Annotated in this window: 22 protein-coding genes; 7 read left to right on the plus strand and 15 right to left on the minus strand. The window is 61.5% G+C overall.

Going from position 1 to position 24,108, the window contains the following annotated elements:
- Nucleotides 1-88 precede the first annotated feature (88 nt).
- The 7 genes from folK to dksA form a co-directional block, all read right to left on the minus strand.
- Complete coding sequence (folK, locus tag ACFOZ5_RS14585; protein WP_379888582.1) at nt 89-592, minus strand: 2-amino-4-hydroxy-6-hydroxymethyldihydropteridine diphosphokinase; 504 nt, start codon at nt 590-592, stop codon at nt 89-91.
- Nucleotides 589-1,950: a polynucleotide adenylyltransferase PcnB gene (pcnB, locus tag ACFOZ5_RS14590; RefSeq protein WP_379888584.1), complete on the minus strand. Its 1,362-nt coding sequence runs from the start codon at nt 1,948-1,950 to the stop codon at nt 589-591. Before pcnB ends, folK begins: the two co-directional genes overlap by 4 nt.
- An 833-nt stretch (nt 1,951-2,783) precedes the next feature.
- Nucleotides 2,784-4,184 (minus strand): sigma-54-dependent transcriptional regulator, encoded by a 1,401-nt coding sequence (locus ACFOZ5_RS14595; RefSeq protein WP_379888630.1) that lies wholly within the window; start codon nt 4,182-4,184, stop codon nt 2,784-2,786.
- A gap of 8 nt (nt 4,185-4,192) precedes the next feature.
- Nucleotides 4,193-7,150, minus strand: coding sequence for an ATP-binding protein (locus tag ACFOZ5_RS14600; protein WP_379888586.1), 2,958 nt, complete (start codon nt 7,148-7,150; stop codon nt 4,193-4,195).
- Nucleotides 7,140-7,316 (minus strand): hypothetical protein, encoded by a 177-nt coding sequence (locus tag ACFOZ5_RS14605; protein WP_379888588.1) that lies wholly within the window; start codon nt 7,314-7,316, stop codon nt 7,140-7,142. The genes ACFOZ5_RS14600 and ACFOZ5_RS14605 overlap by 11 nt, the downstream gene beginning before the upstream one ends.
- 97 nt (nt 7,317-7,413) lie before the next feature.
- The gene (gluQRS, locus tag ACFOZ5_RS14610; RefSeq protein ID WP_379888590.1) at nt 7,414-8,295 is read right to left on the minus strand and encodes a tRNA glutamyl-Q(34) synthetase GluQRS; all 882 of its coding nucleotides are present in this window, start codon (nt 8,293-8,295) and stop codon (nt 7,414-7,416) included.
- Nucleotides 8,296-8,353: 58 nt separating this feature from the next.
- A complete protein-coding gene (dksA, locus tag ACFOZ5_RS14615) occupies nt 8,354-8,794 on the minus strand; it encodes an RNA polymerase-binding protein DksA (RefSeq protein WP_379888592.1) in 441 nt (146 codons plus the stop codon).
- Between the two features lie 182 nt (nt 8,795-8,976).
- Between dksA and sfsA the strand changes: the two genes are divergently transcribed.
- Complete coding sequence (gene sfsA, locus ACFOZ5_RS14620; RefSeq protein ID WP_379888594.1) at nt 8,977-9,699, plus strand: DNA/RNA nuclease SfsA; 723 nt, start codon at nt 8,977-8,979, stop codon at nt 9,697-9,699.
- Here the strand turns inward: sfsA and ACFOZ5_RS14625 are convergent.
- Nucleotides 9,694-10,038, minus strand: coding sequence for a Rieske (2Fe-2S) protein (locus ACFOZ5_RS14625; RefSeq protein ID WP_379888595.1), 345 nt, complete (start codon nt 10,036-10,038; stop codon nt 9,694-9,696). The genes sfsA and ACFOZ5_RS14625 overlap by 6 nt on opposite strands.
- Entirely contained in the window at nt 10,038-11,621 is a 1,584-nt protein-coding gene (locus ACFOZ5_RS14630) for a bifunctional aminoglycoside phosphotransferase/ATP-binding protein (protein ID WP_379888596.1), read from the minus strand. The genes ACFOZ5_RS14625 and ACFOZ5_RS14630 overlap by 1 nt, the downstream gene beginning before the upstream one ends.
- A 123-nt stretch (nt 11,622-11,744) precedes the next feature.
- On the opposite strand from ACFOZ5_RS14630, the gene mrcB reads away from it, so the two are divergent.
- Both mrcB and ACFOZ5_RS14640 read left to right on the plus strand, forming a co-directional pair.
- Complete coding sequence (gene mrcB / locus ACFOZ5_RS14635; protein WP_379888598.1) at nt 11,745-14,069, plus strand: penicillin-binding protein 1B; 2,325 nt, start codon at nt 11,745-11,747, stop codon at nt 14,067-14,069.
- Nucleotides 14,066-14,629, plus strand: coding sequence for a tetratricopeptide repeat protein (locus ACFOZ5_RS14640; protein WP_379888600.1), 564 nt, complete (start codon nt 14,066-14,068; stop codon nt 14,627-14,629). Before mrcB ends, ACFOZ5_RS14640 begins: the two co-directional genes overlap by 4 nt.
- Before the next feature lie 57 nt (nt 14,630-14,686).
- On the opposite strand, the gene ACFOZ5_RS14645 is transcribed toward ACFOZ5_RS14640, so the two are convergent.
- On the minus strand, nt 14,687-15,616 hold the full coding sequence (locus ACFOZ5_RS14645) for a DUF4382 domain-containing protein (protein WP_379888602.1): 930 nt from the start codon (nt 15,614-15,616) through the stop codon (nt 14,687-14,689).
- Between the two features lie 302 nt (nt 15,617-15,918).
- Between ACFOZ5_RS14645 and ACFOZ5_RS14650 the strand changes: the two genes are divergently transcribed.
- The 4 genes from ACFOZ5_RS14650 to ACFOZ5_RS14665 all read left to right on the plus strand — a co-directional run bounded on the left by ACFOZ5_RS14650 (nt 15,919) and on the right by ACFOZ5_RS14665 (nt 19,026).
- Nucleotides 15,919-16,455, plus strand: a complete 537-nt coding sequence (locus ACFOZ5_RS14650) for an RNA polymerase sigma factor (RefSeq protein WP_379888604.1) — start codon at nt 15,919-15,921, stop codon at nt 16,453-16,455.
- Nucleotides 16,456-16,469: 14 nt separating this feature from the next.
- On the plus strand, nt 16,470-17,153 hold the full coding sequence (locus ACFOZ5_RS14655; protein ID WP_379888606.1) for an anti-sigma factor family protein: 684 nt from the start codon (nt 16,470-16,472) through the stop codon (nt 17,151-17,153).
- A complete protein-coding gene (locus ACFOZ5_RS14660; protein WP_379888608.1) occupies nt 17,150-17,632 on the plus strand; it encodes a hypothetical protein in 483 nt (160 codons plus the stop codon). Before ACFOZ5_RS14655 ends, ACFOZ5_RS14660 begins: the two co-directional genes overlap by 4 nt.
- A gap of 71 nt (nt 17,633-17,703) precedes the next feature.
- On the plus strand, nt 17,704-19,026 hold the full coding sequence (locus ACFOZ5_RS14665) for a tetratricopeptide repeat protein (RefSeq protein ID WP_379888610.1): 1,323 nt from the start codon (nt 17,704-17,706) through the stop codon (nt 19,024-19,026).
- A 20-nt stretch (nt 19,027-19,046) separates the two neighbouring features.
- On the opposite strand, the gene hemL is transcribed toward ACFOZ5_RS14665, so the two are convergent.
- The 5 genes from hemL to ACFOZ5_RS14690 form a co-directional block, all read right to left on the minus strand.
- Nucleotides 19,047-20,327, minus strand: a complete 1,281-nt coding sequence (hemL, locus tag ACFOZ5_RS14670; RefSeq protein ID WP_379888612.1) for a glutamate-1-semialdehyde 2,1-aminomutase — start codon at nt 20,325-20,327, stop codon at nt 19,047-19,049.
- Between the two features lie 84 nt (nt 20,328-20,411).
- Nucleotides 20,412-21,080 (minus strand): thiamine phosphate synthase, encoded by a 669-nt coding sequence (gene thiE, locus ACFOZ5_RS14675; protein WP_379888614.1) that lies wholly within the window; start codon nt 21,078-21,080, stop codon nt 20,412-20,414.
- Nucleotides 21,077-21,844, minus strand: a complete 768-nt coding sequence (gene thiD / locus ACFOZ5_RS14680; RefSeq protein ID WP_379888632.1) for a bifunctional hydroxymethylpyrimidine kinase/phosphomethylpyrimidine kinase — start codon at nt 21,842-21,844, stop codon at nt 21,077-21,079. Before thiD ends, thiE begins: the two co-directional genes overlap by 4 nt.
- Nucleotides 21,845-21,882: 38 nt before the next feature.
- Nucleotides 21,883-22,311, minus strand: coding sequence for a protoporphyrinogen oxidase HemJ (gene hemJ, locus ACFOZ5_RS14685; RefSeq protein WP_379888634.1), 429 nt, complete (start codon nt 22,309-22,311; stop codon nt 21,883-21,885).
- Nucleotides 22,308-24,083: a chloride channel protein gene (locus ACFOZ5_RS14690; protein WP_379888636.1), complete on the minus strand. Its 1,776-nt coding sequence runs from the start codon at nt 24,081-24,083 to the stop codon at nt 22,308-22,310. The genes hemJ and ACFOZ5_RS14690 overlap by 4 nt, the downstream gene beginning before the upstream one ends.
- Between the last annotated feature and the right edge of the window lie 25 nt (nt 24,084-24,108).

The following is a 24,108-nucleotide window of genomic DNA, read 5'->3' on the forward strand; positions in this document are numbered from 1 at the left end:
GTCGTTCTGCTGGCTCGATTTGGAACCACCAAACCTTCACCAGCACGCCTAGCTCTTCGGCTTTTCAGAAGCTCAGTAGGTTAAGGAATTAGCCAGACGGGACACTGTCCAGTCGCTGTAAGTGGCTGTCAGTGCAACGGGCGAGGAGGTCCTGAATGCTGCGGCCATCCGGCAGGGTCACCCCGGGTTCAATGTCCAGCATAGGGCACAGTACGAAGTCGCGCCCGGCAATGCCGGGGTGGGGTACCGTCAGGCGCTCGGTATGAATGGTTTCGCAACCGTAAAGCAGCAGGTCCAGGTCCAGGGTCCGAGGGCCCCAGTGGCGTTCGCGCACCCGGCCCTGCTGTTGCTCCAGCCGTTGCAGCTCGTTCAGCAGGCTTTCCGCCGGCAGGCTGGTCTGCAGTAATACAACGCCGTTGACGAAATCCGGCTGGTCCTGGGGGCCCATGGGGCGGCTGCGATAGAAGGGTGACTGATCTAGCAGTGTGGATCGGGGCAGCATGGCCAGTGCGGTAACGGCACTGGCCAGTTGCTGGAGTGGCTCCTCCAGGTTGCTGCCAAGCCCGATCCAGGCCTCAACCCCCTCGCTCATCCGTCCTGCCTCTGGCTGGCCGGTTTGCGACCCCGGCGGCGCTTGCGGGGGCCTTGCTGGCCCAACTGACTGAGCATCCGCTCCCGTTCACGGTCATCGGCCGCCTGGAAATCCGTCCACCACTGGCCAAGCCCCGGTTCGATCTCGCCAGCGGCTTCCCGCACCAGCAGGAAGTCGTAGGCGGCCCGGAACCGGGGGTGCTCCATGATGGCATAGGCGCGTTTGCCCTGACGTCGGGGCAAGCGCATCTGTAGTTCCCAGATCTCTTTCATGGGGCCCGAGAAGCGCTTGGGTATGGAGATGGCCTGCACCTGCCGGCCAATCACCTTGCCAATGGACTGGTGCAGTGCCGGCTGCGCTGGTTCACCGTTGTCCTGGCGCCGCTGCCATTCCGCCTGCAGGGCTGGCCACAGCAGGGCAGCGAACATGAAATAGGGTGTCACTGACTTGCCCTGGCGCAGGCGGTCATCGGTATTCTGCAGAGCCTTGACGATCAACTCGTCCGGCTGGCCCTCATCTATGGCGCGGACCGTCTCCGGAAACAATGGCGCCAGAAGATCATATTGCTGCAAAAGGTGCCAGGTGGTTTCCCCGTAACCGGCGGAAAACAGCTTGAGCACTTCCTCAAACAGGCGTGCCGGGGGAATGTGGGTCAGCAGCGGGGCCAGTTCGCGGATCGGCGCTTCGGTGACCGGCTCAATGGCAAAGTCCAGCTTGGCGGCAAACCGCACCGCCCTCAGCATCCGCACCGGGTCTTCGCGATAGCGGGTTTCCGGGTCGCCGATTAATCTCAACTGGCGGTTGTGGAGGTCGTCGACGCCGCCGGCATAATCAACAACGGTGAAGTCGCGGATGCAGTAGTACAGCGCGTTGACCGTGAAATCCCTGCGCAGGGCATCCTCTTCCTGATTGCCGTAGACGTTGTCACGCAGCAGCAGGCCATGTTCGTTGGTCTTGCGGTCATCGCCATCGTCGGCGTCCACATTGTCGGCGTTGCCGCGAAAGGTGGTGACCTCAATGACTTCCCGGCCGAACAGCACATGAACAATACGGAATCGCCGACCGATCAGGCGGGAGTTGCGGAAAAGCTCGTGCACCTCTTCCGGTGTGGCGTCGGTGGCGATATCGAAATCCTTGGGTTGTTCCCCCAGCAGGATATCGCGGACGCCCCCGCCCACCAGGTAGGCTTCGAAGCCTGCCTTATTGAGGCGGTTCAGCACTTTCTTCGCCGGCTCGCTGATCATCGAGCGTGACACGTTGTGCTGATCCCGGGGAATTTCCTGTCGCTGGTAGACCGGTCTGGCCGGGGCCTTCGAGGGAAACAGGGCGCGAACTTTTTTCTGTATGTTTCTCAGCATTGAAATCCATGAACTGCTAGTTGGTGGCCCGGCTCCGGGGCTGACCGTGGTTCTATATTGTCGGGACGGGCACGGTTCTTCGGTCGGTGCCATCCGCACAGGAGGGAGAGTTTAACGGTTTGAGCAGGATTTGCCCATGTTGGCGTGTTGACCATGGTGGCATTACTGGTAGGCCAGAAAATCAAAAGGCGGGAACGCTGTTGCGAACCCGCCCGGAAAGAGTAGACGATCTGCATTGTTTTTGTTGTTGCGGTTTTTATTGTTGGCAGGCTATTTGCTTGCTTTGACCTCAGTTGAGGCCCTCAATTCTGCAAACGGAACGCTTTGAATACAGAGAGCGGTAGTGACTGCATGATCACTTTCGGCAGTGGTAGCGACACCTGGAAGGCGTTTCTTCTCTACTACTGCAGCTCTCACAAGCCAGGGCACCACTAAAAAAGCTCAGCACCCAAAACACTCAGTTCGCTCACGCCCTATTTTTGTTTTTGTTGCCGGGCGCTTTTTCTGCAGCTTTTTGTTTTTGTTGTAGCGCTGCTTTGTCACATTGTTTTTGTTGTTGTGCACTAAGAGTGTTGCAGTGCGCGTGCCAGGTTTTAAAATAACTTAAAAAACAACAATATAGTAATTTCTAATGGGTTTTAGGAATAAAAAATCCGCGGTTAGTGTTACTCATGTCTCGGTTTTCCATTATGTCGTGTTTCGTGCGGTAACACCGGGTAACACCCCAAGTGTTACCGAGGGGAGAGCAGCCGGTAACACCGTGGTAACCATCGGGCATTGGTGCGGGTAAGCGAGGAGGGGGGGGATGATCAACCGACAATGTGGGGTGGGGGTCAGCTTTTCTTGCGTGGTATGCCCAGGCGTTGCCGGCGCTCCCACAGGGATTTGCGGCTGATGCCCAGCTTCTGCGCCAGCTCGGTTTCGCTCATGCGGTCCTGATTCTCCAGTACGAAGTGCTGGAAATAATCCTCCAGAGACAGGTCGCTGCCTGAGTCGGCCTCCCGTGATGGCGGTCGCGTCTGCTCATTGTCGCCTTCCACCAGGCTGCTGGGAATGGCGTAGTCGTCACCGGTCTCTATATCCAGGTCCAGCTGGTCCGGGGTGATGACATCACCGTCCGCCAGGATAGAAGCCCGCTCGATGGCGTTTTCCAGTTCCCTCACGTTGCCGGGCCAGCGATGGCGCTCCATGGCTTTCATGGCCTCGGGAGTCAGGCTGAGGCCAGGTTTGTTCATCCTGTCTGCCTGCCGGGCCAGGAAGCGTTTGGACAGGCCCAGCACATCGCCCTGGCGTTCCCGCAGGGGCGGGATGCGGATCTGCATGACGTTCAGGCGATAGTAAAGATCTTCCCGGAACTCGCCGGTGCGGGTCATGGCCTTGAGGTTGCGGTGGGTGGCGGCAATCATCCGCACGCTGACCTGGCGGCTCTGGGTGGAGCCGACCTTGCGGATCTCTCCTTCCTGCAGCACTCGCAGCAACCGGGCCTGGGCTTCGGGGGGCAGCTCACCAATCTCGTCCAGGAACAGGCTGCCACCATCGGCGGCCTCAATCAGGCCGGTACGGGCCGACACCGCACCGGTGAACGCGCCCTTCTCATGGCCGAAAAGTTCTGATTCGATCAGGCTTTCCGGGATCGCCGCGCAGTTCACCGAGATCAGCGGATGGCTGGCCCGCGGGGACAACAGGTGCAGAGCCCTGGCGGCCAGTTCCTTGCCGGTACCGGATTCGCCCTGGATCAGTACGGTGGTTTCGGTGGGGGCCACTTTGCGGATCAGGGTAAATACCCGCTGCATGGCCGCGCATTGACCGTACATGATGTCGGCCGGGTCGCTGCCGGTGTTGTCGGATTTGGTGGCCTCGTCGTCGCCGGCTTCCGCCGGGCGGGTGTTCTCCGCCAGAATACCCTCGACTGCGGCCAGCATCTCATCGTGGTCAAAAGGCTTGGCAATGTACTCAACAGCCCCTTTTTTCATGGAGTCCACGGCCGAGCGCAGGCTGGCATAGCTGGTCATGATCAGCACCGGCACCCCGGGGGCATGTCCGATCAGGCTGGTGCCGGCTTCACCGGGCAGGCGCAGATCGGAGATGATGAGGTCGAAAGCGTCAAGATCGTACTCGCCGGTGGCACCTTCCACCGACTCGGCAACCGCTACCTCATAGCCGTTGTGCTGAAGCAGCTTGCGCAGGGCTGAGCGGATAATCTCTTCGTCTTCTACAATCAGTATGCGATGCATCGTATCTGTCATGCCCCTTGGTCATCCCCTTCATCACCGTCATTGCTGTCGGCCTCGTAGGCGGGTAGTTTCAGCCGCATCAGAGTACCACGCCCGCTCTCCGTGTCGGCGGGACTCTCAACGCTGATGGTGCCGTAGTGTTCCTCGATAATGCTGTACACCAGTGACAGCCCCAGGCCAGTGCCCTGGTTGGCGCCCTTGGTGGTATAGAAAGGCTCGAAGATATGGTCGAGCTGTTCAGTGGGTATGCCGGTTCCTTCGTCGGCGACCTCGATAATAGCGGAGTATTCGTCGCGGTTTCCACTGACCGTGATGCGCCCACCCGCCGGTGACGCGTCCCGGGCGTTGGCCAGCAGGTTGACAAAGACCTGCACCAGCCGCTGTTCGTCACCGAGAATCATCACATCCTCGGGGCAGTCGTTGATGTAGTCAACGCCGCGCCCCCTGTCGCTCAGGGACAGCAGGTTTATGGATTCGTCCACACAGCGGCGGATTCGCACCGGCTCATAGCGGTTGGCCTGTGCGTGGTTGCCGGTACGGGCAAAGTTCATCAGCGATTGCAGGATGTTGGAAATACGCCGGGTCTGTTGCTGGATCTGGTCGGCGGTTTCCAGGATGTCCGGATTGTCAGTCTCCAGTTTCAGGTTCTGGGCCAGGGAGGAGATGCCGGTGACCGGGTTGCCCACCTCATGGGCCACCCCGGCCGCCAGCCGACCGACTGACGCCAGGCGCTCGCTGTGCATCAGCTCGTCTTCCAGCAGACGGGTTTCGGTCTGGTCTTCCACCAGAATGATGCTGCCCCCTTCGGGGTGATCCGGGCCAGCCAGCGCCGCCTTGTGCAGGTTCAGCCAGTGGGGTCGCCCCTTGAGGTCCAGGCGATGCTTGTAGCGTCGCAGGTCAGGGCCCAGGACAAACTCTTCCAGCAGGTCCCGCCAGTGGGCGGGCAGGGCCAGCAGGCGTGCGCCGACCACCTCGTCGGCGGAAATGCTGGTCAGCTCAGCCATGGCCTGGTTCCACATCAGGATTTCACCGTCGTCTCCTACCGAACAGGCGGGTATGGGCAGGTTCTGCAGGGTCTGCCGGTAGTGGCGCCGCAGGTTGTCCAGCTCGCCGGCAAGGCCGGTGAGGCGGTTTTCGTATTCCCCCAGGGCCCGCTCCACATACTGTATGTCCTGGGCTGTGCGACTGCTCGCCATGGGTTTGAAGCCCAGGTGGCGTTGTACCAGGTCCTGGGCCACGGATGGCCCCATCAGGCCGGAGAGATTGATCTCGATCTGGTCACGCAGCCGGCGTAGCTGGTAGGGGCGGTATTCCACCGGCGGCAGCTCCAGCTGTTCGAGGGCCCTGACCACTTCCCGCTTGGCGACGTTGAAACCGAGTGGCTCGGCAAGCTGGCGCACAAAATCCGCTGACGAAGCGGCAATCAGCTCCCGCCGTTGTGGGCGGGACAGGGCCCCCAGCGAACAGGCCTGGGCTGCCCCGGTTTCCTCCGGGCTGGTGGGACTGATGATGGACACCAGGGCGAAAATGACGATGTTCACGCCCAGGCTGATAAAGGTAAAGATATGCCAGCTGTCGTATTCCGGCGTGATCGGCAGCCAGTTCAGCGGCTCGGCGGCATGGGACAGTGGCAGCACCAGGGTGACCGTCCACAGGAACAGGCCCGCAAGCAGGCCGCTGATCAGCCCCTTGCGGTTGCCCTCTGGCCAGTAGATCACCCCCAGTGCCCCGGGTAGCAGATGCAGCACCCCGGACAGGGCCAGTATGCCCAGGGTGGACAGGTCGAGGTCGCGCCCGAGCAATTCGTGGAACAGCAGCGCCGCGAAAATGATAATGGCGATGAGCATGCGCTTGGTCCAGCGCAGCCAGCGGTAGATGTCCGCCTGGTCCCTGGGGGTGCGCAGGGGCAGCACCACATGGTTCAGTACCATGCCGGCCAGGGCCAGGGTGCTGACAATCATCAGTCCGCTGGCAGCGGACAGGCCGGCAATGTACATCAGTATGGTCAGCCATGGGCTGCCCAGGGCCTGGGCGGTGCTGATGGCAAAGAGTGTGGGCTCGTCGCTGACCGGCAGGGCCATGCCGCCCCAGAGAATCAGCGGTACCGGCAGGCCCAGCAGCAACAGGTAGAGGGGAAGCCCCCAGCTTGCCCGTGACAGCGACCGGGGGCTCGGGTTTTCGCTGAAGATCATGTGATACATGTGCGGCAGCACCAGCGCGCCGGCAAAGGACATCAGCATCAGAGCCCGCCAGCTGCCGTCGTCGACAGTCAGGCTCAGTGCACTGGCACCACTCGAGGGAATCGCCAGCCACTCCTCCAGGCCGCTCAGGCCGTCGAACACCGAGAACAGGATGGTGCCACCCAATAACAGCATCGCAACGAGTTTGACGATGGAGTCGAAGGCGATGGCGACTACCAGCCCCTGGTGGCTGCCCGATGTCTGGTCCCGGCGGGAACCGAACAACATGGCAAACAGCACCACGATAAAGCTGAACAGGAAGCTGATGACTTCCGGTGATGCGGCCGGTGTGAGCAGGTTGGCGCTGTCCGCCACCGCCTTGATCTGCATGCTAAGCAGGGCCATCAGTGATACGCCGGTGGTGAGAGTCACCAGGGTGCCGGCCCACTGACTGCGGTACCGGAAGGCAAACAGGTCCGCCAGTGAGGTGAGCTGGTAGGCTCGGCCAATGCGCATGATCGGGTTAAGCAGCACCGGCGCCAGCAGGAAGGCACCGCTGATGCCCAGGTAATAGGCCAGGAAGCCATAACCATATTCGGCGGCCACACCGACAGCCCCGTACACAGCCCAGGTGCCGGCATAGACGCCGAGACTGAGGGTATAGACCAGCGGGTTTCGAGCCCAGCGACCGGGCAGCCGGCCCCGTTCGGTCGCATGGGCGATACCGAACAGCGTCAGCAGGTAACCCAGGCTGATAACAATCAGTACTGGCAGGCTAAAACTCATTGGGGTCCCGTTGCCATTCCAGCCAGATGCCTACGGCAATGAGGCTGCTCCAGAAGAGGTAGGGGGAGTACCAGGCGTTATCCGGTGATACCCACCAGTCCAGAATGTTCGGTGAAAAGATATACACAGCCAGAATCAGCAGAAAAACCAGGCGATAGATATACATCAGATGTTTACCCGGGCCGTTGATCCCCGGGTTTATACCATGGGCCAGGGGTGACTGTCAGTGTGCCCGTCTTGGCCCCGGCCCCGGAAGAGCGAATTCACGGCTCCCGGGTGTGCTGCAGGGGGATGTGGTCAAGCGACCAGTGTGCCAGGGCCCAGCCAAGTATCCGCTCTGGTGTATCGTTCTGAAGCGTTTGCGGGGGGTGTTGGCCGAGCGTTGACAGAGCGTGCCAGAGGTTCCGTCCGGGCCGGGTGTCATCCAGTGCCGGAGCATGGTTCTGCTTGCTCAGCTTCTGGCCCTGACGGTTGAGTACCACCGGAATATGGGCCCAGTCGGGAGAAGTGCCATTCAGGGCCTGGCATATCTGACGTTGCTGGGCTGTGGTTTCCAGCAGGTCGGAGCCCCGGACCACATCCGTGATGCCCTGGTCGATGTCGTCCACCACCACGGCCAGCTGGTAAGCCACGAAACCTTCCTTGCGGATGATCACCGGGTCGTCCACCTCGGCCCGGACGCTCTGGTGCTGAGCTCCAAGAATTCGGTCATACCAGTGGGCGTTTTCGTTGTTGAGGGTAAAGCGGATGGCCAGAGGTCTGTCCGGGGGCAGGGGGCCGCCCGTGCGGCAGTGATACGGGTGGTGCCCGTCGCTGGCCTTCAGTTCCTTGCGGGAACAGCCGCAGTAGTAGGCCCGGCCACGTTCCACCAGCTGGTTTGCCAGTTGCCGGTAACCATCGAGTCGGGTCGACTGGTAACGGACGTCGCCGTGCCAGTGAAGCTCGTGCCGTGTCAGGCTGTGGAGGATCTGGTCCGCTGCCTCCGGGCTCTCCCGCAGGGGGTCCAGATCTTCGATTCTTACCAGCCACTCGCCGTTGCGACTGTGGGCTTCAAGGTAGCTGGCAACAGCGGTGACCAGTGAGCCAAAATGCAGAGGGCCAGTGGGCGAGGGGGCAAAACGCCCGCGATACCCGGAAGCGGTCATGGAAGGCATTCCTGCGTGAGGGCCGGCTGACCCTCACGTTGATGTGGAACCGAAGGGGTCAGATGCCGGTCTGGCGCTCGCGGATCTCGGCCAGTGTCTTGCAGTCGATGCACAGGGTGGCGGTAGGCCGGGCTTCCAGACGACGGATGCCGATCTCGACGCCGCACTGGTCGCAGAAGCCGTAGTCGTCCTTGTCGATACGGTCGATGGTCTTGTCGATCTTCTTGATCAGTTTGCGTTCCCGGTCACGGGTGCGGAGTTCCAGTGAGAACTCTTCTTCCTGGGAGGCGCGATCGCTCGGGTCAGCGTAATTGGCTGCGTCTTCCTGCATGTGATGCATGGTGCGGTCAACTTCTTCCATGAGTTCCTGCCGCCACTGCATCAGCAGGCCGCGGAAGTGTTGCAGCATCTCGGGGCTCATGTATTCTTCACCCTTCTTGGCTTCATAGGGGGTGAAGTTGGTAAAACGCTCGCGTGTCTGTTCTGCGGTATTTGCCATGTGACCCGGCCTCTCTATTAAAACTCCAAAAGGGCACAGTATTGTTGCTTGTGTGCTGCGCCCGTCTGAAACGGGAACCTTACGGCCCCTCGGGAATCTGCGGAAAATAGCAGATCTGTTGCGGGGGTGCCAGTACCTTCAACCAAACATTGTACATCCTAACCACCGACCATGGGGACATCATGAATTTCCCGGAAGATCTCATCGAAGGGCGGCTGCTCAAACGGTACAAGCGGTTTCTTGCGGATGTGCGACTGCCGGATGGCGAAACGGTGACAGCGCACTGCCCCAATACCGGGTCCATGATGGGGTGTCAGCCTGACGACGCCCGGGTCTGGCTGAGCCCGGCCAGCAACCCGAAGCGCAAGCTTCGCTATACCTGGGAACTGGTGGAAACAGCACCGGGCGAGCTGGCATGCGTCAATACGGTCCGCCCCAACGCCCAGGCCAGGGCAGCGGTAGAGGCGGGTGCCATCGCCCCGCTGGTGGGCTATGGCTCGGTTCGATCGGAAGTACGCTATGGCGAGGAAAAAAGCCGGATTGACCTGTACCTGTCGGATCACGCGGAACTGGCCGATGCCTGGGTGGAGGTGAAGAACGTCACCCTGTGTGAAGCCGGGGTGGGGTATTTCCCCGATGCGGTGACACTCCGTGGCCAGAAGCACCTGAGGGAGCTGATGGCGCAGGTGCGGGCCGGAGATCGAGCGGTGCTGCTGTTCTGTGTCAATCATACCGGCGTGACGGAAGTGCGACCGGCGGACCATATCGACCCGGCCTACGGCAAGCTTCTGCGGGAAGCCTCCGCGGCCGGCGTGGAACTCATGGCGTGGCAGGCGGAGCTGGCCCGGGACGGCAACCCGTCCGGGAGCCTGGCCCTGGTCCGTGAGCTGCCCGTTGTTCTATAGGCTGGCTTCTATTACCCCGCCGCTGACCCTGACTTTTACCGGAATAAGTCGGTCGCCCTGGCAGGGGCCGGCGATGCAGTCACCGGATTCCGGCGTGAACAGGGCGCCGTGGGTGGCGCAGTGTATAAAGCAGTTGTCCAGGTCCATGAACTTTTCCGGCATCCAGTTCAGGGGAATGCCCAGGTGCGGACACTGGTTGCGGTAGGCGTGGAGCTCGCCCCGTCGGCGAAACAGGAAACAGGGCTGGTCGCCCAGGTGGAATTCCCGGAACTGGTCGTTAGCCACTTCCTCATCGGGACAGACGGTCACCCAGCCAACGTCGGGGTATCCCTCAACCATCAGAACCCGCTATCCGTTCCGAAGTGTGCGCGGATACGGTGAGCCAGTTCGCCGGCGGCCAGGCTCTCGTCGGTGTGGATGTGGATGGTGTGGGTTTTTTCCAGTTCGGACAGCGGTTCTTCCCACTGTTTCTGTTGTTCCAGCAGGGTTTCGTCAGCCTCGGATGCATCACCCTGGCGGGCGCGGATCCACTGACGGCGGGTGTCTTCCGGCGCCTCACAATGGATAAGCGCGAAGGGCATGCCCAGGTTCTCCGCGACACTGTCCAGCAGCTCCCGTTCGTTTTCCCGCAGGCAGGCGGCGTCCACGATGACCCCGAAGCCGGCCTGCAGCAACTGCTTCGACAGATCCGCCAGGCGGTGGTAGGTCTTGCGGTTGGCCTCTTCAGTGTACAGGTTCTCGCCAATACCGGATCGGGAGCTGTCCAGAGGCCCCATGCCAGCCATGCGCTTGCGTTCCACGTCTGAGCGAAGACGCACCAGGCTCAGTTCGCAGGCCAGGGCGTGGCTGACGGTGGATTTGCCGCTGGCGGACAGCCCGGTGGTGGCCAGCAGGAACGGATTGGGGATCTCGGTGTAGTGCTCTGCCAGGTTCGCGTAGTCCCGGTATTTCTGCAGCAGGCCGTCCTTCTCCTGTTGCGACAGGCCGTCGTTACCCCGGGTGAACAGGGCGATCTTGGCCCGCACCATGGCGCGATAGGCCTTGTACAGCGGCAGCAGGGCCAGGCCATCGAAGTCACCCCGCCATTCCAGGTAGGCGTTCAGGGTATGGCTGGCCAGGGCAAATTCCCGTCGGGACTCCAGGTCCATGAGCAGGAAGGCCAGGTCGTTGATCACATCAATCCAGCGGAAGGGTTCGCTGAACTCGATGCAGTCGAATACCGTGACCCTGCCTTCGTAGGTGGTGATGTTGGCCAGGTGCAGGTCACCATGGCATTCGCGTACGAAGCCGTCCGCCCGACGTTGGGCGATCAGGTCCTGCTGGCGCTCGAAGGTGGCGCGGGTCCAGCCCTCCAGGGCGGCAAGCTGATCGGTCAGCGCCGGATCGTTGTCGAGCAGGGGCCGGATCTGGTCAAAATTTTCCTGCATTGCCATGAACACGGCTTCTGGGGTGCCCAGGGGTTTGTCGTCCGGCACCGGTGGCAGTTGATCGTGGAACCGGGCGGCCTGCTCAGCGAGTTCGCTGAGCAGTGCCGGTGTCAGTTCGCCCCGCTCCTGAAGGCCGTCGAAAAGCTGATCCTGGCGGAACTGGCGCATACGGATGGCGTACTCGAACGGCTCGTCACTGCCATTGAATTGCGGGGCTTCCGGGGAGCCGGTAATGGGCACCACTTCAAGGTAGAGGGGAGCCGCCAGCCGGCGATTGAGGCGCAATTCCTCCTCGCAGAAGTGACGTCGCTTTTCGAGGGTGGAGAAGTCCAGAAAACCGAAATCCATGGGCTTCTTGATCTTGTAGGCATAGTCGCCGGTAAGAATGACCTGTGAGATGTGGGTTTCCAGGACCTGGAAACCCTCGACCGGATGGTCGTATAGCGCCGGATCTTGCAGATTTTCGATCAGGGTAGCGGCCGGTGCGTCGCTCACAGTGTGCTCCTTGGTCAGTGTTGGGTCCGGAATGCCGTGACCTTCCTATCATAACGGCCACATTACACAAATAACACCGACAACGGATGACGGCGGGTGGTGCGGTTTGGTTATAATCCTCGGATGCCTAAGAAATCGCCTCCCAAACGCAAGAAATCCTCCACCCGAAACTCCCGCCCCCGATTCAGTCAGCGCCTCTGGTCCCTGCTCTGGCGCGTGGGGCTGGTGATGTTGGTGTTACTGGCCGGCTGGACCGTCTACCTGGATGCGGTGGTTACTTCCCGTTTCGAAGGGCGCCGCTTCGAGGTGCCATCCCGGGTCTATGCCCGTCCGCTGGAACTGTACGATGGCGCCAGCATAAGCACTGCCGCCCTGCGTCAGGAACTGGCGTTGGCCGGGTACCGCAGCGGCGATGGCCGGCAGGCCGGTACCTGGCAGCAGAATGGCAGCCGTTTCATTATTGCCACCCGGGGCTTCGACTTTGCGGATGGCGAGGAGCCGCGGCGTCGGCTTTCCCTGACCATCTCCGGTAATCGGGTGGCCGGTTTCCAGGTGCTGGAAGGTGCCCGGTCACCTGTGGTTCGCGTGGCCCCGGCAGAGATCGGTGGCATCTACCCGGCACACCGGGAGGACCGGGTGCTGGTGAGCCTGGACGATGCGCCGCCCCTGTTCGAGGAGGCGTTGCTGGTCACTGAGGACCGCAATTTCTACGATCATTTTGGCGTGGCCCCTCTGTCAATCGCCCGTGCCATGGTGGCGAATATCAAGGCAGGGCGGATAGTGCAGGGCGGCAGTACGCTGACCCAGCAACTGGTGAAAAACTTCTTTCTGACCCGGGACCAGACCCTTATCCGCAAGGGCAATGAAGCCATCATGTCGCTGCTGCTGGAGTGGCACTACGACAAGCCGGATATCCTGGAAACCTATCTCAACGAGGTCTACCTTGGGCAGGCGGGCAACCGCAGCATCAACGGCTTCGGCCTGGCCTCACAGTTCTACTTCCGCAAGCGCTTCCAGGATCTGGAGTTGCACGAGTCGGCATTGCTGGTGGGTATGGTCAAGGGGCCCAGCTACTACGATCCACGGCGCAACCCCGAGCGAGCCGAGAATCGCCGCAACCTGGTGATCGACCTGCTGGAGCAGCATGGCGGTATTGATGCACAGACCGCCAGCCAGGCCCGGGCCAAACCCCTCGGGGTCACCCGCCGGCCGTCCTGGTCCGAGAACCGCTATCCGGCCTTCATTGACCTGGTGCGGCGACACCTGGCGCGGGACTACCGCCAGGAAGACTTGCAGAGTGAAGGTCTGCGCATTTTCACCACCTTGCATCCGGCGATCCAGGAGCAGGCGGAAACCGCGGTGACCAGCACCCTGGATGAGCTGGACAAGCGAGCCACCGATACCCGTCTGGAGGCGGCCATGGTAGTCACCGCCCGCGACAGCGGGGAGGTGCTGGCACTGGTGGGTGGGCGCGACGCATCCTTTGCCGGATTCAATCGTGCCCTTGATGCCAAAAGGCCCATCGGCTCCCTGGTAAAGCCGTTTGTGTACCTGACAGCACTGTCGGCACCGGACCGCTACACCCTGATCACGCCGGTGCGGGATTCGGGGCTGGCGCTGGAGTTCGAGAACGGCCAGCGTTGGGAGCCCCGCAACTTTGACCGTAAGCAACGGGGCGAGGTGCCGCTGCATATGGCCCTGTCCAGGTCCTGGAACCTGCCGGCGGTTCGCGTCGGTCTCGACGTGGGGGTGCCGGCAGTGACCGAAACCCTGCAGGATTTCGGCGTGACGTCCGCCATCAGCCCCTATCCGTCCCTGCTTCTCGGGTCAGTGGACCTGGAGCCGGTGGCTGTGGCCCAGATCTACCAGGGGCTGGCAACATCCGGCTTCAACACCCCCCTGCGCACGATCCGCGATGTGACCGATGCCCGGGGCGAAGTGCTTAACCGCTACAATCTGGAGGTGAACCAGGTGGCGGACCCCGCAGCGGTGCATCTCGTACAGTACGCCATGCAGGAGGTAATGCGGGAAGGCACTGGCCGGTCCGCCTATTACACCATACCCGACAGCCTGGGCCTGGCTGGCAAGACCGGCACCACGGATGACGGTCGCGACAGCTGGTTCGCGGGATTCAGTGGCGACCTGCTGGCGGTGACCTGGGTGGGCCGCGATGACAATGGCCCCACCTCGCTTACCGGGTCGTCCGGAGCGTTGCCGGTATGGACCCGGTTCATGGCCCGGGCGCCCCAGCACAGTTTTTCACCGGTGGTACCGGATGGCGTAGAGTACCACTGGGTAAACAGTGAAAAGCGGGCGCTCACTGATGAGTACTGCGAAAATGCGAGGCTGATTCCCTTTATCGTCGGCAGCGAGCCGACGGACTTTGAAGGGTGCGGCGGAGACTTCTCAAGACGCCTGCGCGGCTGGTTTGAAGGATTGTTTGAATGACTCAGAATTTGCGGAATTTGATGTTGCTGGGCGCCCTGTCCGTGGGCCTGGCCGGTTGTGCCTCGGATATCTACGCGCCGCCTGGCGGTGGTGACCGGTCTCCTGACACCGACCGGGCGCCACAGCCGCCAACGGTAGAGGAGGATGGTCGTGACCGTACCGAGCGTCTTTCCGAGCAACCGGAGCGGGAGGAAGAGGATCGTGCTCCGAGCCCGGGCTATCAGGAGCAGGGTGATGACCTGTCACCGGCGGCCGCCAGCCTGATCCAGCAGGCCGATGACCTGATGGCCCAGGGCAAGCCGGAAGCCGCCCTGAGCCAGCTGGAGCGGGCCCAGCGTATCTCGCCACGATCAGCCCAGGTCTACTTCAAGCTGTCAGAGGCCTACGTCCGCACTGGCAACCTGGGTGCCGCCGAGCAGTTCACCCTGAAGGGTCTGTCCCTGTCCGGCAACAATACCCGCCTGCAGAAAGCCGGCTGGGAACTGCTTGCCAGCATCCGTCGCGAACGGGGCAACGTGGCTGGTGCCGAGCAGGCGGAGCGCCGGGCCAGCCAGCTGTAAACGGGAAAGCCCCTGCAGGGCAGGGGCTTTCCCGGACGGTCGGTTTGAGCTCAGGGTTTACTCGGCCAGCGGGATGGTTTGCGCTGTGGCTTCCTCACTGGCGACGACAGTCACGGTCTGTGTTCCCAGGAATTCCAGTGTATCGTCCTGCTCGTTATCGTCGTGCTGGCAGGAATAGCTGAGGGTATAGTCGCCTGCCGGCAGGAACGCTGCCTTGTAATCGTACAGGCCAGTCTGGTCCTCATTGTTGACAGGAACAGACATCAGGGGGCCGCCCTCGGTATTGACGTTCAAGTCTGTTGGCGTAACGTCTGTGCCTTCGTAGACATAAACCGAGCCTTCGTAGTCGCAGGCCGTCAGGTTTTCATCCTGATTGATGCTGCCATAATCAACTTCCCCGACAATGGCTCCCACCTCAAGGTTGTTCACCAGACGCAGTGCCGGCTTCAGGAAGTAATCGGCCACGCCATTACCTTGCGGATTGACAATGGATTTGCGGGCGTCAAAGTCAATCGTGAAGTTGTGGGTGCCTCCGGCGGCCACAGTAAACCCGCTGACGAGCTTCAGGCCGGTCTGTGCGCCCGACGGAACCGCGAGTGTTTTCTGGCCGCCACTGCCATCACTGTCATCGACAACATAAAGGTTATCCTCATCGAGGGTCAGTCGAATCCACGAATACTCTCCGGCGGCAACTTCCACCTCGTCAAGAAGTGTGGCGGTCTCCCCGTTCTGCAAGGTCAGAAGATCCAGCTCCCTGGGCTGGTCAAATGGGAACTCGATGGCTTCACCATCGGCAGGTTTGAGTATGACGCCAGTAAAGGTGATCACCACTTTTGAAAACTCGCCGGTTGGGGCGTCGGTCAGGCTCAGTGATGCAGTGCCAGTCGTTGCTTCGCTGTCACTTCCACCGCTACCACTGCCACCACAGGCGGCTACGGCCGCAGCCAGAGTTGCTATGCTTAGAGTCTTGATGACCGGGTATTTCATGAATGCTCCTCCGAGCCTGGTTGTTAGTCAGGGCTATGTGCGATCGATTGTCAGTCTGGGGGTGTCGACAGGCCTTGGATGACTGACACCCTGTTGTTTTCACGACATCGGGCGCCGGAGGGTTCCGTTTTTCTTTTGTAATGAAATGTGAATAACGCAACGGTTTGTATCCGGGGACAGTGGGTCGCTATTGTCCGGCGGGTTTTCTGGTATAAGGCACGTTTGCAGTAACAACACCAAAGGTCTTCGCAGTGGCATTGATTCCTTTTAGGCGTTCACGACGTCAGCGGTTTGAAGATCGTGTGCAGCCACATCTCGGTACCATGTACCGATTCGCCTACCGCCTGACCGGGCAGCGGGAAGATGCGGAAGACCTTGTCCAGGACGTGGTGGTGAAGCTCTACGGGAAGCTGGGTGAGCTGGAGGCGCTGGACCGGCCCGGGGCGTGGCTTAATAAGGTCCTGTACCGCCAGTTTGTGGACGATACGCGGCGTCGTGCTCGCAGGTCGTTGCGGTTTGAGGGGGAATTTGCTGACCCCGAGGGACTGCAGTCCTGGCTGGAGTCCGTGCCGGACGAGCAACCTGGCCCGGTTGGCAGGTTGGAGCAGGACAGGTTGCAACCCCTGGTTCGGGAATTGCTCGACACCCTGCCCGCGGATCACAGAACCTTGCTGTTACTCCATGATGTGGATCACTGGCGGCTTGATGATCTCTCCGAGGTGGTGGGCCTGCCCGTGGGCACCCTCAAATCCCGTTTGCACCGGATCCGCTCGGCTCTGAGGCAGAAAGTGGAAGATAAACTGGAACCCTCGGGGGCGCCCCAGCGTCTTCTGAAATAATGGATGGATGAGATATGTCTGATCACATGGATTCGGAGATTGAAATGAGTTGCGGGGAACTGCGGGCCAATATGGATGCGCTGTTATCCGGGGACCTGCCCCGCGACGATCAGGTACGTCTGTTCAACCATGCCGCTTTCTGTGGGCCGTGCGGTACCTATCTGGATTGGGCTCGTGAGGTTCAGCGACTGGTGGCTGAAGCCGCCCCGAACGAGCCCATGGCGGAGGATATCGAGGAGCGGGTATTCCGGGCGGTCGGCACGGATGAACACAACCCTTTTCTGAACTCCTGGCGCAGGGGGATCGCGGTGGCGGCGGTTGTTCTGTTTGCTCTGGTACTCTGGCCACTGACGTACTGGAATCACACCGGTACCATGGAGCAGACCGCATCCCGTCTGGAAACCTGGGAGCCAGAAGTGCGACAGGTTCGCCTCGCGTTCTCCTCCAGCGAGCCGCTGGAGAATGTCCGGTTGACCCTGGAGTTGCCTGACAATGTGGAATTGGAGCCGTTCCCCGGTCGCCACTCGCTGAGCTGGCATGTGGACCTCAGCGCCGGTGACAATGTGCTGACCCTGCCTTTACGTGTGCTCTATCCGGCGGAGGCGGAGCTGGTGGCCAGGCTGGATGACGGCAATCGCAAGAAAACATTTCGGACGCCCATACCCGGTGAGCTGGTGCAACCGGGAGCAAAGGAGTGAGAGACAAGGTGAAGATCTGCAATCTGTGGCAAGGCTGTCGTCCCCGGACATTGGTGCTGGGGAGTCTTGTGTTCTGTCTGGCGTCTCCGATTGCGATTGCCGATGACGACCTGGGTGTCACCATGCGCATGGTGACCGACGATGATCTGACCGGGGCCGTTACCCGGGAAATCGAGTTACCCGAGCCGGTACCTGGCCGTGATAGTCCGGGCAGCTCCGGCGGGGCTGAAAACAATCGCAATACCGACAACCCCTTCATGGGCGACGGGCCTCCGGGGCAGGGTCGTAACCGGCCGGAATTCAATCCTTCGGAGGTGCGTGAGGAAGCTTCAGACAATGCTCGGGAACGCCGGTCGGACGCCCGCAGGTCAGCCTCGCCGGACGACAGGCCCGGAAACTCTGGCCGCCCTGACCGGCCGGGTCGTCCTGATCACGCCGGACCTCCTGATGACCGCCCGGGCAACAGCAATCGACCTTGATGATTTCGCGCTCTCTTGGCTGATGGCATGGTAGACTTCGTGCGACTTCTTGTTATCGGTTGAGGCGCAGTTTGCAGGGTATCAGGGCCATCCTTTCCGCATCACTCTTTCTGCTCCCGGCAGTGGTCTGTCATGCACAGGGGCCGTCTGCCGGTGAGGGGACGCTGCTGCTCGAAAAGGGCGTAGCGGCGTTTCAGGCCGGTGACGCCGGTCAGGCCCGGCACTACCTCCTCAAAGCTCGGGAGTCGGGGGTCGATAGCACGGCACTGACCTATAACCTGGGGGTGGCGAACTACCAGTTGGCACGATACGACGCCGCAGCCCGGGAGTTCCAGTCGCTTCTGGATACCCCGCACCGTGACCTGGCCCGATATAACCTGGGGTTGGTCGCCCTGGCCACCGAGAACCCGGCGGATGCCCGCGATCTTTTCCTGACGCTGTCCACCGAATCACAGAACGACAAGATCCGCAGGTTATCCCAGCGCCAGCTGGAGCGATTAACCGCTCCCGGCACACCGGCAGAAGCGCGTCCGACGGGGCTTGTCATGTTAGGGGGCGGCTACGATTCCAATGTTGACCAGTTGCCGGATTCGGCATCCTCTGGGTCCGCGGACGTTTATTACGATGGGCTTCTGGTCCTGGGCTCTGATTTCGACGCCTTCTCCACAAACTCCGGAACCTGGTCCTGGAACGGTCTCGCTTACCATCAGCGCTTTCCCGGGGAGTCCGAGTCCAATCTGAGCCTGCTGGAGGGTGGGTTAGGCGGAAAGGCCCGGCTATCGGCCGCTGATCTTCGCGCAACCGTGTTTACGCGCCACTGGTGGCTACACTCGGACCGTGTTGAGTCTTACTACGGCGTGCGTACCACGGCCAGGAGGAATGATTGTGGAGCGCTGAGCCGTTGCTATGCGCAACTGGAGGTGGCGGCTGTGTCAGGTGGGCCTGAGTTCCCGGAATATGACGGCTGGCAATATAAACTTGAAACCGGCGTTCAGCAGAACCAGTGGGGCGGCGTGCTGGGCGTTGAGCTGGGACTGGAGCTGGCCGATCGCGAGAACATCCGGGAGGCCGACTATGCGTCCAGTGTCTCGCCTTTTCGTCAGCGGATAGAACTGAGCTGGCGCAAGGCCGTGACCGGGGATCTGACCCTTACCGGCAAAACCGCCTTCCGGCGTAGTGACTACCAGGGGGACTATCAATGGCAGACCACCAGTGGGGCGGTCTCGGAAGAGCGCGAGGATGAGCGCTGGTCGGCTTCCGTGCTGGTGGACTGGCAGGTGACGGCAGACTGGTTCGTAAGCAGTGAGTGGCTTTATGAATCGAACCAGAGCAGCCTGGACGGGTACGACTACGATCGCTATAACCTGTGGCTGGGGGTCGGGAAGACCTTTTGAGGGTCTTCCCGAATCCGTCTTTACAGCGTCGCCATGACTCTCTCGGCGGCAGCCACGGTTTGTGCGATATCCTCATCACTGAGCGCCGCGCTGGTGAACCCGGCCTCGAAGGCCGAGGGTGCCAGGTACACGCCTTCTTTCAGCATGCCCTGGAAGAACGCCTTGAAGCGCTCCACATCGCAGTTCATTACCTGATCGAACCGGCTCACTTCCGGCTCGTCGGTAAAGAACAGGCCGAACATGGCGCCGGCGCTCTGCACCGTCAGCGGAATGCCGGTCTTTTCGGCGGCCTGTCGAAATCCTTCGCACAGGGTCTCGGTTTTCTCGGTCAGGCGGTCGTGGAACCCTTCCTCGGAGATCAGGTTCAGGGTGGTCAGGCCTGCGGTCATGGCCAGAGGGTTCCCGGACAGGGTGCCCGCCTGGTACACCGGCCCCAGCGGTGAAATGTGTTCCATGATTTCGCGCTTGCCGCCGAACGCCCCCACCGGCAGGCCGCCACCGATGACCTTGCCCAGCGCTGTCAGGTCCGGGGTAACGCCGTAGTGGCCCTGGGCACCGCCCAAAGACACCCTGAAACCGGTCATCACCTCGTCAAATATCAGTACTGAGCCGTGCTCGTCACACACTTTCCGCAGGGTCTCCAGGAAACCGGGCACCGGCGGAATGCAGTTCATATTGCCCGCCACCGGCTCCACGATCACGGCGGCCACCTGGTCACCGAGTTCCTCGAACGCCTTGCGGACACCTTCGCTGTCGTTATAGGTGAGGGTGATGGTGTGTTCGGCCAGGCTGGCGGGGATGCCCGGGGAGTTGGGCACGCCCAGGGTCAGCGCGCCAGAGCCCGCTTTCACCAGCAATGAATCGACATGGCCGTGGTAGCAGCCCTCGAACTTGATGATCTTGTCACGACCGGTGTAGCCCCGGGCCAGCCGGACGGCACTCATGGTGGCTTCGGTGCCACTGTTCACCATGCGCACCAGCTCGATGGAGGGCACCAGTTCGCAGACTTTCTTGGCCATTTCGGTCTCGATGGCCGTGGGGGCGCCATAGCCGACCCCGAGGTCAATCTGCTTGTGCAGCGCCTGCTTGATAGCCTCGTTGGAGTGACCCACGATCATCGGGCCCCATGAGCCCACGTAGTCGATATAACGCTTGTCATCCTCGTCATAAAGATACGCCCCTTCTGCGTGCTTGAAGAAGATGGGGGTGCCACCGACGCCCTTGAAGGCGCGAACGGGGGAATTTACACCGCCGGGGATGTACTTTTGTGCCTGTTCGAACAGGGTTTCCGAATGGTTCATGTCTGCGGCTCCTTGGGGGTCGCCAGAGTAGAGTGAAGTCGGGAGTCCGGTCAGGACTCGGTAAACGAAGTGACCGCAATCCTATCAGAGTTTGAAAAGGGGGTGGTGTTCCGCAAACAGCCGGGTGAAGGCCCGGGCCCGCTCCTCGATTTGCGCGATGTCACCCGAGAACAGGCCCCCGACAACCGCCAGCAGGTCGGCCCCGGCCCGGATCAGGGGCGCCCCGTTGTTCACGGTAATACCCCCGATGGCGGTGCAAGGCAGCCCGAAACGGCTGGCTTGTGCAAGCACGTCCGGTATTGCAGCCGGAGCGCCGGGTTTGGTGCCTGAGGAGTAGAAGCGGCCAAAGGCCAGGTAGTCAGCACCCTGCTTTGCTGCCTGCTCGGCCAGTGCCAATTGTCCGTGGCAGGTAGCACCGACGATGGCCTCATCTCCGAGCAGGCGGCGGGCTTCCGCCACGGGGATATCCTGCTGGCCGAGATGAACACCGGCGGCACGGCAGGCCAGCGCCAGCTCCGGGTCATCGTTGATGATCAGTGGTACATCGTAGGCCCGGCAGCACTCGTTGAGGGCTCTGGCTTGCCGTAAACGCTCCGAGTGGGGCAGCGACTTCTCCCGGTACTGAACGAGCACGGCTCCGCCCCGCAGCGCAGCCTCCACTGCCGGTACCAGCTTGGCCTCCGGGAGCAGCTTGCCGTCGGTAATGGCATAAAGTCCGGGCCGCAGACCTTTGGCAAACACGGGTGTGGTCATGATTCCCCGGGCCAGGCGGCTCCCCGGTCCGGAACCGGTTGCCCATGGCCGACCGCCAGGGCATGGTTGATGGCGCCAGCCACGAACCGCTGGGCCTGTTCGATAGCCTCTTCCAGTGTCAGCCCGGCCGCGCGGCCTGCGGCAATAGCGGCTGCCAGGGTGCAGCCGGTACCGTGGTACTCGCCACCTACCCGTTCAATCTGCCAGTAGCGCACCGCCTGGCCTGGGCGGTACAGGGCGTTGATAATGGTGGGGCCGGTGCCGTGACCGCCAGTGGCCAGTACACCGGAACAGCCCTGATCCATCAGCGCACCCGCGGCTGCCTCTTCGCTGTCACGGTCACCCAGCATGGTCAGTTCAATGGCATTGGGAGTGATAACCTCGGCCCGGGGGAAGAGCCGGGTCTTCATGGCGGTCAGCAATGCCTCATCGGCCAGATCGCCCCCGCCTGCGGCCTTGATGACCGGGTCCAGAGTCAGCGGCAGCTCAGCACGCTGCTCGAGAAAATCCGCGAGCACTCCCGCCACATCGGCATTGCCCATAGCGCCGGTTTTGACAGCGTCGATCCGGCAATCGCCGGCCAGGGTCTCCAGCTGCTGGCGGATCAGGTCGGCATCCACCGGAGCTGCGTTATAGACGTTGCGGGTGTCCTGCACGGTCAGACAACTGAGCACCGGCAGGGGGTGGCCGCCCAGAGCGGTAACGGCCTGAATGTCGGCCTGCAGGCCAGCCCCGCCGGACGGGTCCAGCCCGGACAGGATCAGCACATGCGGGCGTTGATGAAGTTTGATGGCGCACCTCCTCAGAAGGGTTTGACGACGGCCAGTATAACGATGGCGACGAGGGCGAGTACCGGCAACTCGTTGAACCACCGATAAAACACATGGCTACGCTGGTTTCGGTCATCCCGGAAGACTTTCACCAGGTGGCCGCAGTAGAAGTGATAGACGATCAACAGGGCAACCAGGGCGAGCTTGGCGTGAATCCAGCCCTGGCTGAAATAACCGGAGACATTGTAGCTCAGTAACCAGATGCCGAAGACGACAGTGGCGATCATGGAGGGGGTGGTGATGCCCCGGTAGAGCTTGCGTTCCATCACCTTGAAGCGGTCGCGCCCCGGCTGGTCCTCGCAGGCGGCGTGATACACGAACAGGCGGGGCAGGTAGAAAATGCCGGCAAACCAGCACACCAGTGAAATAATATGCAGGGCTTTTACCCAAAGCATGGTCAGCTCCGTCGGTATTGGTAGTAACTTTCAATATCGGATTTAAGAACGACGCCGTAGATCCGCTGGATCATCGGTGCCACCTGGCGCTGCACGTACAGGGCTTCCGCCTGTGACGACTCGAACTGGTCCAGGGCCTCTTCCAGGGTGGCCTGATACTGGATGGGGGCGATGTCGCGGCGGTTGGCCGGCATCTCCATCAGGTCGATCACCTCGGGCATGGGCCTGTCGTCCTCCGACGCCCGTTTTTTCAGGTGTTCCATAAAGCGGGCGAGGTCGGCCGATGGCAACACCGCCGTGGGGCCGCTGTTCCCCTCTACCACCAGCCATTTGGGTTCATTCTTCAGCAGTTTGCGGGCGTCATCCAGCGTGATCTCCCGGTCGGTCCGGGTAACGCTGCGCTCCATGATCGCCCCCACGGAAACCCGTCGTAAAGCCTGTACGATGGGAGAGTTGTGGTAGCTGAGCCCCTGGTTCTGGAGCATGGTCAGGAACACCGATTTCTTGCCGAACACCTCGCTGGTGACCAGCGTGGCGGTGGTGATGATCAGCATCGCGGGCAGAATGATATTGGGGTTGCGGGTCAATTCCAGCAGAGCCATCAGCGCCGCCAGCGGGGCCTGCAGTACGGCTCCCATCATGGCCCCCATGCCGAGCATGGCGTAGAAGCCCACCGAGGATGTCACTGTCGGGGCCACCGCGGCACCGATCAGCCCCATGGCTCCACCCAGAGTAGCGCCGATGAACAGCGTTGGGCCTATGATGCCGCTGGGCATGCCAAGGCCAATGGTCAAAGCGGTTACCACCAGTTTCGCAACGCCCACTCCCAGCAGCAGCCAGAATCCGACCTGACCGTAAATGGCGCCGGTCACTGTGTCGTAGCCGATGCCCATTACTTCCGGAATCAGAATGGCGAAGGGCACCATCAGCAGGCCGGCGGCCCCGAGCCGCAGCAGGATCGAGCGATGCTGATAGCGGCTGGCCCACGATAGCAGGTGAATAAAGCCGGCCGCCGCCACCCCGATGACAAGGGCAATGGCGATGATCCAGGGGATCTCCATCAGCGAGTTCATGGTCAGTGCCGGCACCGAGAAAGCCGGCTCGGCGCCATAGACCGCGTGTGTCACGATGGCCGAACTGACCGCCGCCAGGATAATCGGCGTGAAACCGGCGATGGTATATTCCATCATCACCACTTCCATGGCGAAGATAACGCCGGCAATCGGGGTGTTGAACGAGGCCGATATGGCGGCGGCACAACCGCAGGCTACCAGGGTGCGGATGCTGTTGTTGGGCAGCCGCATATACTGCCCCATCAGACTGGAGAAGGTGGCGCCCAGGTGCACAGCGGGCCCTTCCCGGCCGGCGGACTGGCCCGTAATCACGGTAGTCACGCCGGTAATAAACTGGATTACAGCGCTGCGGAGGGGAATGTAGCCCTGGTGGTAATTCAGGCGTTCCATGACATGGACCACGCCCACCTTGCGGTCACGACTGGCCAGCTGGTTCAGCAGCAACCCGAGCAGCAGAGCCCCAGCCAATGGCAGGGCGCCCCGGGTGAGCCAGTGCAATGCCTCGAAGTTTTCGGCATTGCCGGCGGGAAGAAAGTGGCTCAGGGGCCATTCAATGGCGAAACGGAAAAGCAGGATGACGGCGCCAGTGACCACTCCCGACAGCAAACCCAGTAATGCCAGCTGGGGCAGGGCGTCAACCCCGGCAAGACGGCGCCGGAACCTGGGAAACAGGTTGTCGCTCAGTTGTTTTTTCAGCTTCTCCATGGCGTCGCCATTGGCACTGGCTCCT

This window comes from Marinobacter lacisalsi (assembly GCF_042651045.1).
Classification (GTDB): Bacteria; Pseudomonadota; Gammaproteobacteria; order Pseudomonadales; family Oleiphilaceae; genus Marinobacter; species Marinobacter lacisalsi.

Bases quoted from the DNA above. Each gene is read 5' to 3' on its own strand.
- mrcB (WP_379888598.1), top strand. From the start codon at position 11,745: ATGCCTAAGAAATCGCCTCCCAAACGCAAGAAATCCTCCACCCGAAAC.
- sfsA (WP_379888594.1), top strand. From the start codon at position 8,977: ATGAATTTCCCGGAAGATCTCATCGAAGGGCGGCTGCTCAAACGGTAC.
- ACFOZ5_RS14605 (WP_379888588.1), bottom strand. From the start codon at position 7,316: ATGTATATCTATCGCCTGGTTTTTCTGCTGATTCTGGCTGTGTATATC.
- thiE (WP_379888614.1), bottom strand. From the start codon at position 21,080: ATGACCACACCCGTGTTTGCCAAAGGTCTGCGGCCCGGACTTTATGCC.
- ACFOZ5_RS14640 (WP_379888600.1), top strand. From the start codon at position 14,066: ATGACTCAGAATTTGCGGAATTTGATGTTGCTGGGCGCCCTGTCCGTG.
- pcnB (WP_379888584.1), bottom strand. From the start codon at position 1,950: ATGCTGAGAAACATACAGAAAAAAGTTCGCGCCCTGTTTCCCTCGAAG.
- ACFOZ5_RS14625 (WP_379888595.1), bottom strand. From the start codon at position 10,038: ATGGTTGAGGGATACCCCGACGTTGGCTGGGTGACCGTCTGTCCCGAT.
- dksA (WP_379888592.1), bottom strand. From the start codon at position 8,794: ATGGCAAATACCGCAGAACAGACACGCGAGCGTTTTACCAACTTCACC.
- folK (WP_379888582.1), bottom strand. From the start codon at position 592: ATGAGCGAGGGGGTTGAGGCCTGGATCGGGCTTGGCAGCAACCTGGAG.
- ACFOZ5_RS14595 (WP_379888630.1), bottom strand. From the start codon at position 4,184: ATGCATCGCATACTGATTGTAGAAGACGAAGAGATTATCCGCTCAGCC.
- hemL (WP_379888612.1), bottom strand. From the start codon at position 20,327: ATGAACCATTCGGAAACCCTGTTCGAACAGGCACAAAAGTACATCCCC.
- ACFOZ5_RS14655 (WP_379888606.1), top strand. From the start codon at position 16,470: ATGTCTGATCACATGGATTCGGAGATTGAAATGAGTTGCGGGGAACTG.
- ACFOZ5_RS14600 (WP_379888586.1), bottom strand. From the start codon at position 7,150: ATGAGTTTTAGCCTGCCAGTACTGATTGTTATCAGCCTGGGTTACCTG.
- gluQRS (WP_379888590.1), bottom strand. From the start codon at position 8,295: ATGACCGCTTCCGGGTATCGCGGGCGTTTTGCCCCCTCGCCCACTGGC.
- ACFOZ5_RS14690 (WP_379888636.1), bottom strand. From the start codon at position 24,083: ATGGAGAAGCTGAAAAAACAACTGAGCGACAACCTGTTTCCCAGGTTC.
- ACFOZ5_RS14645 (WP_379888602.1), bottom strand. From the start codon at position 15,616: ATGAAATACCCGGTCATCAAGACTCTAAGCATAGCAACTCTGGCTGCG.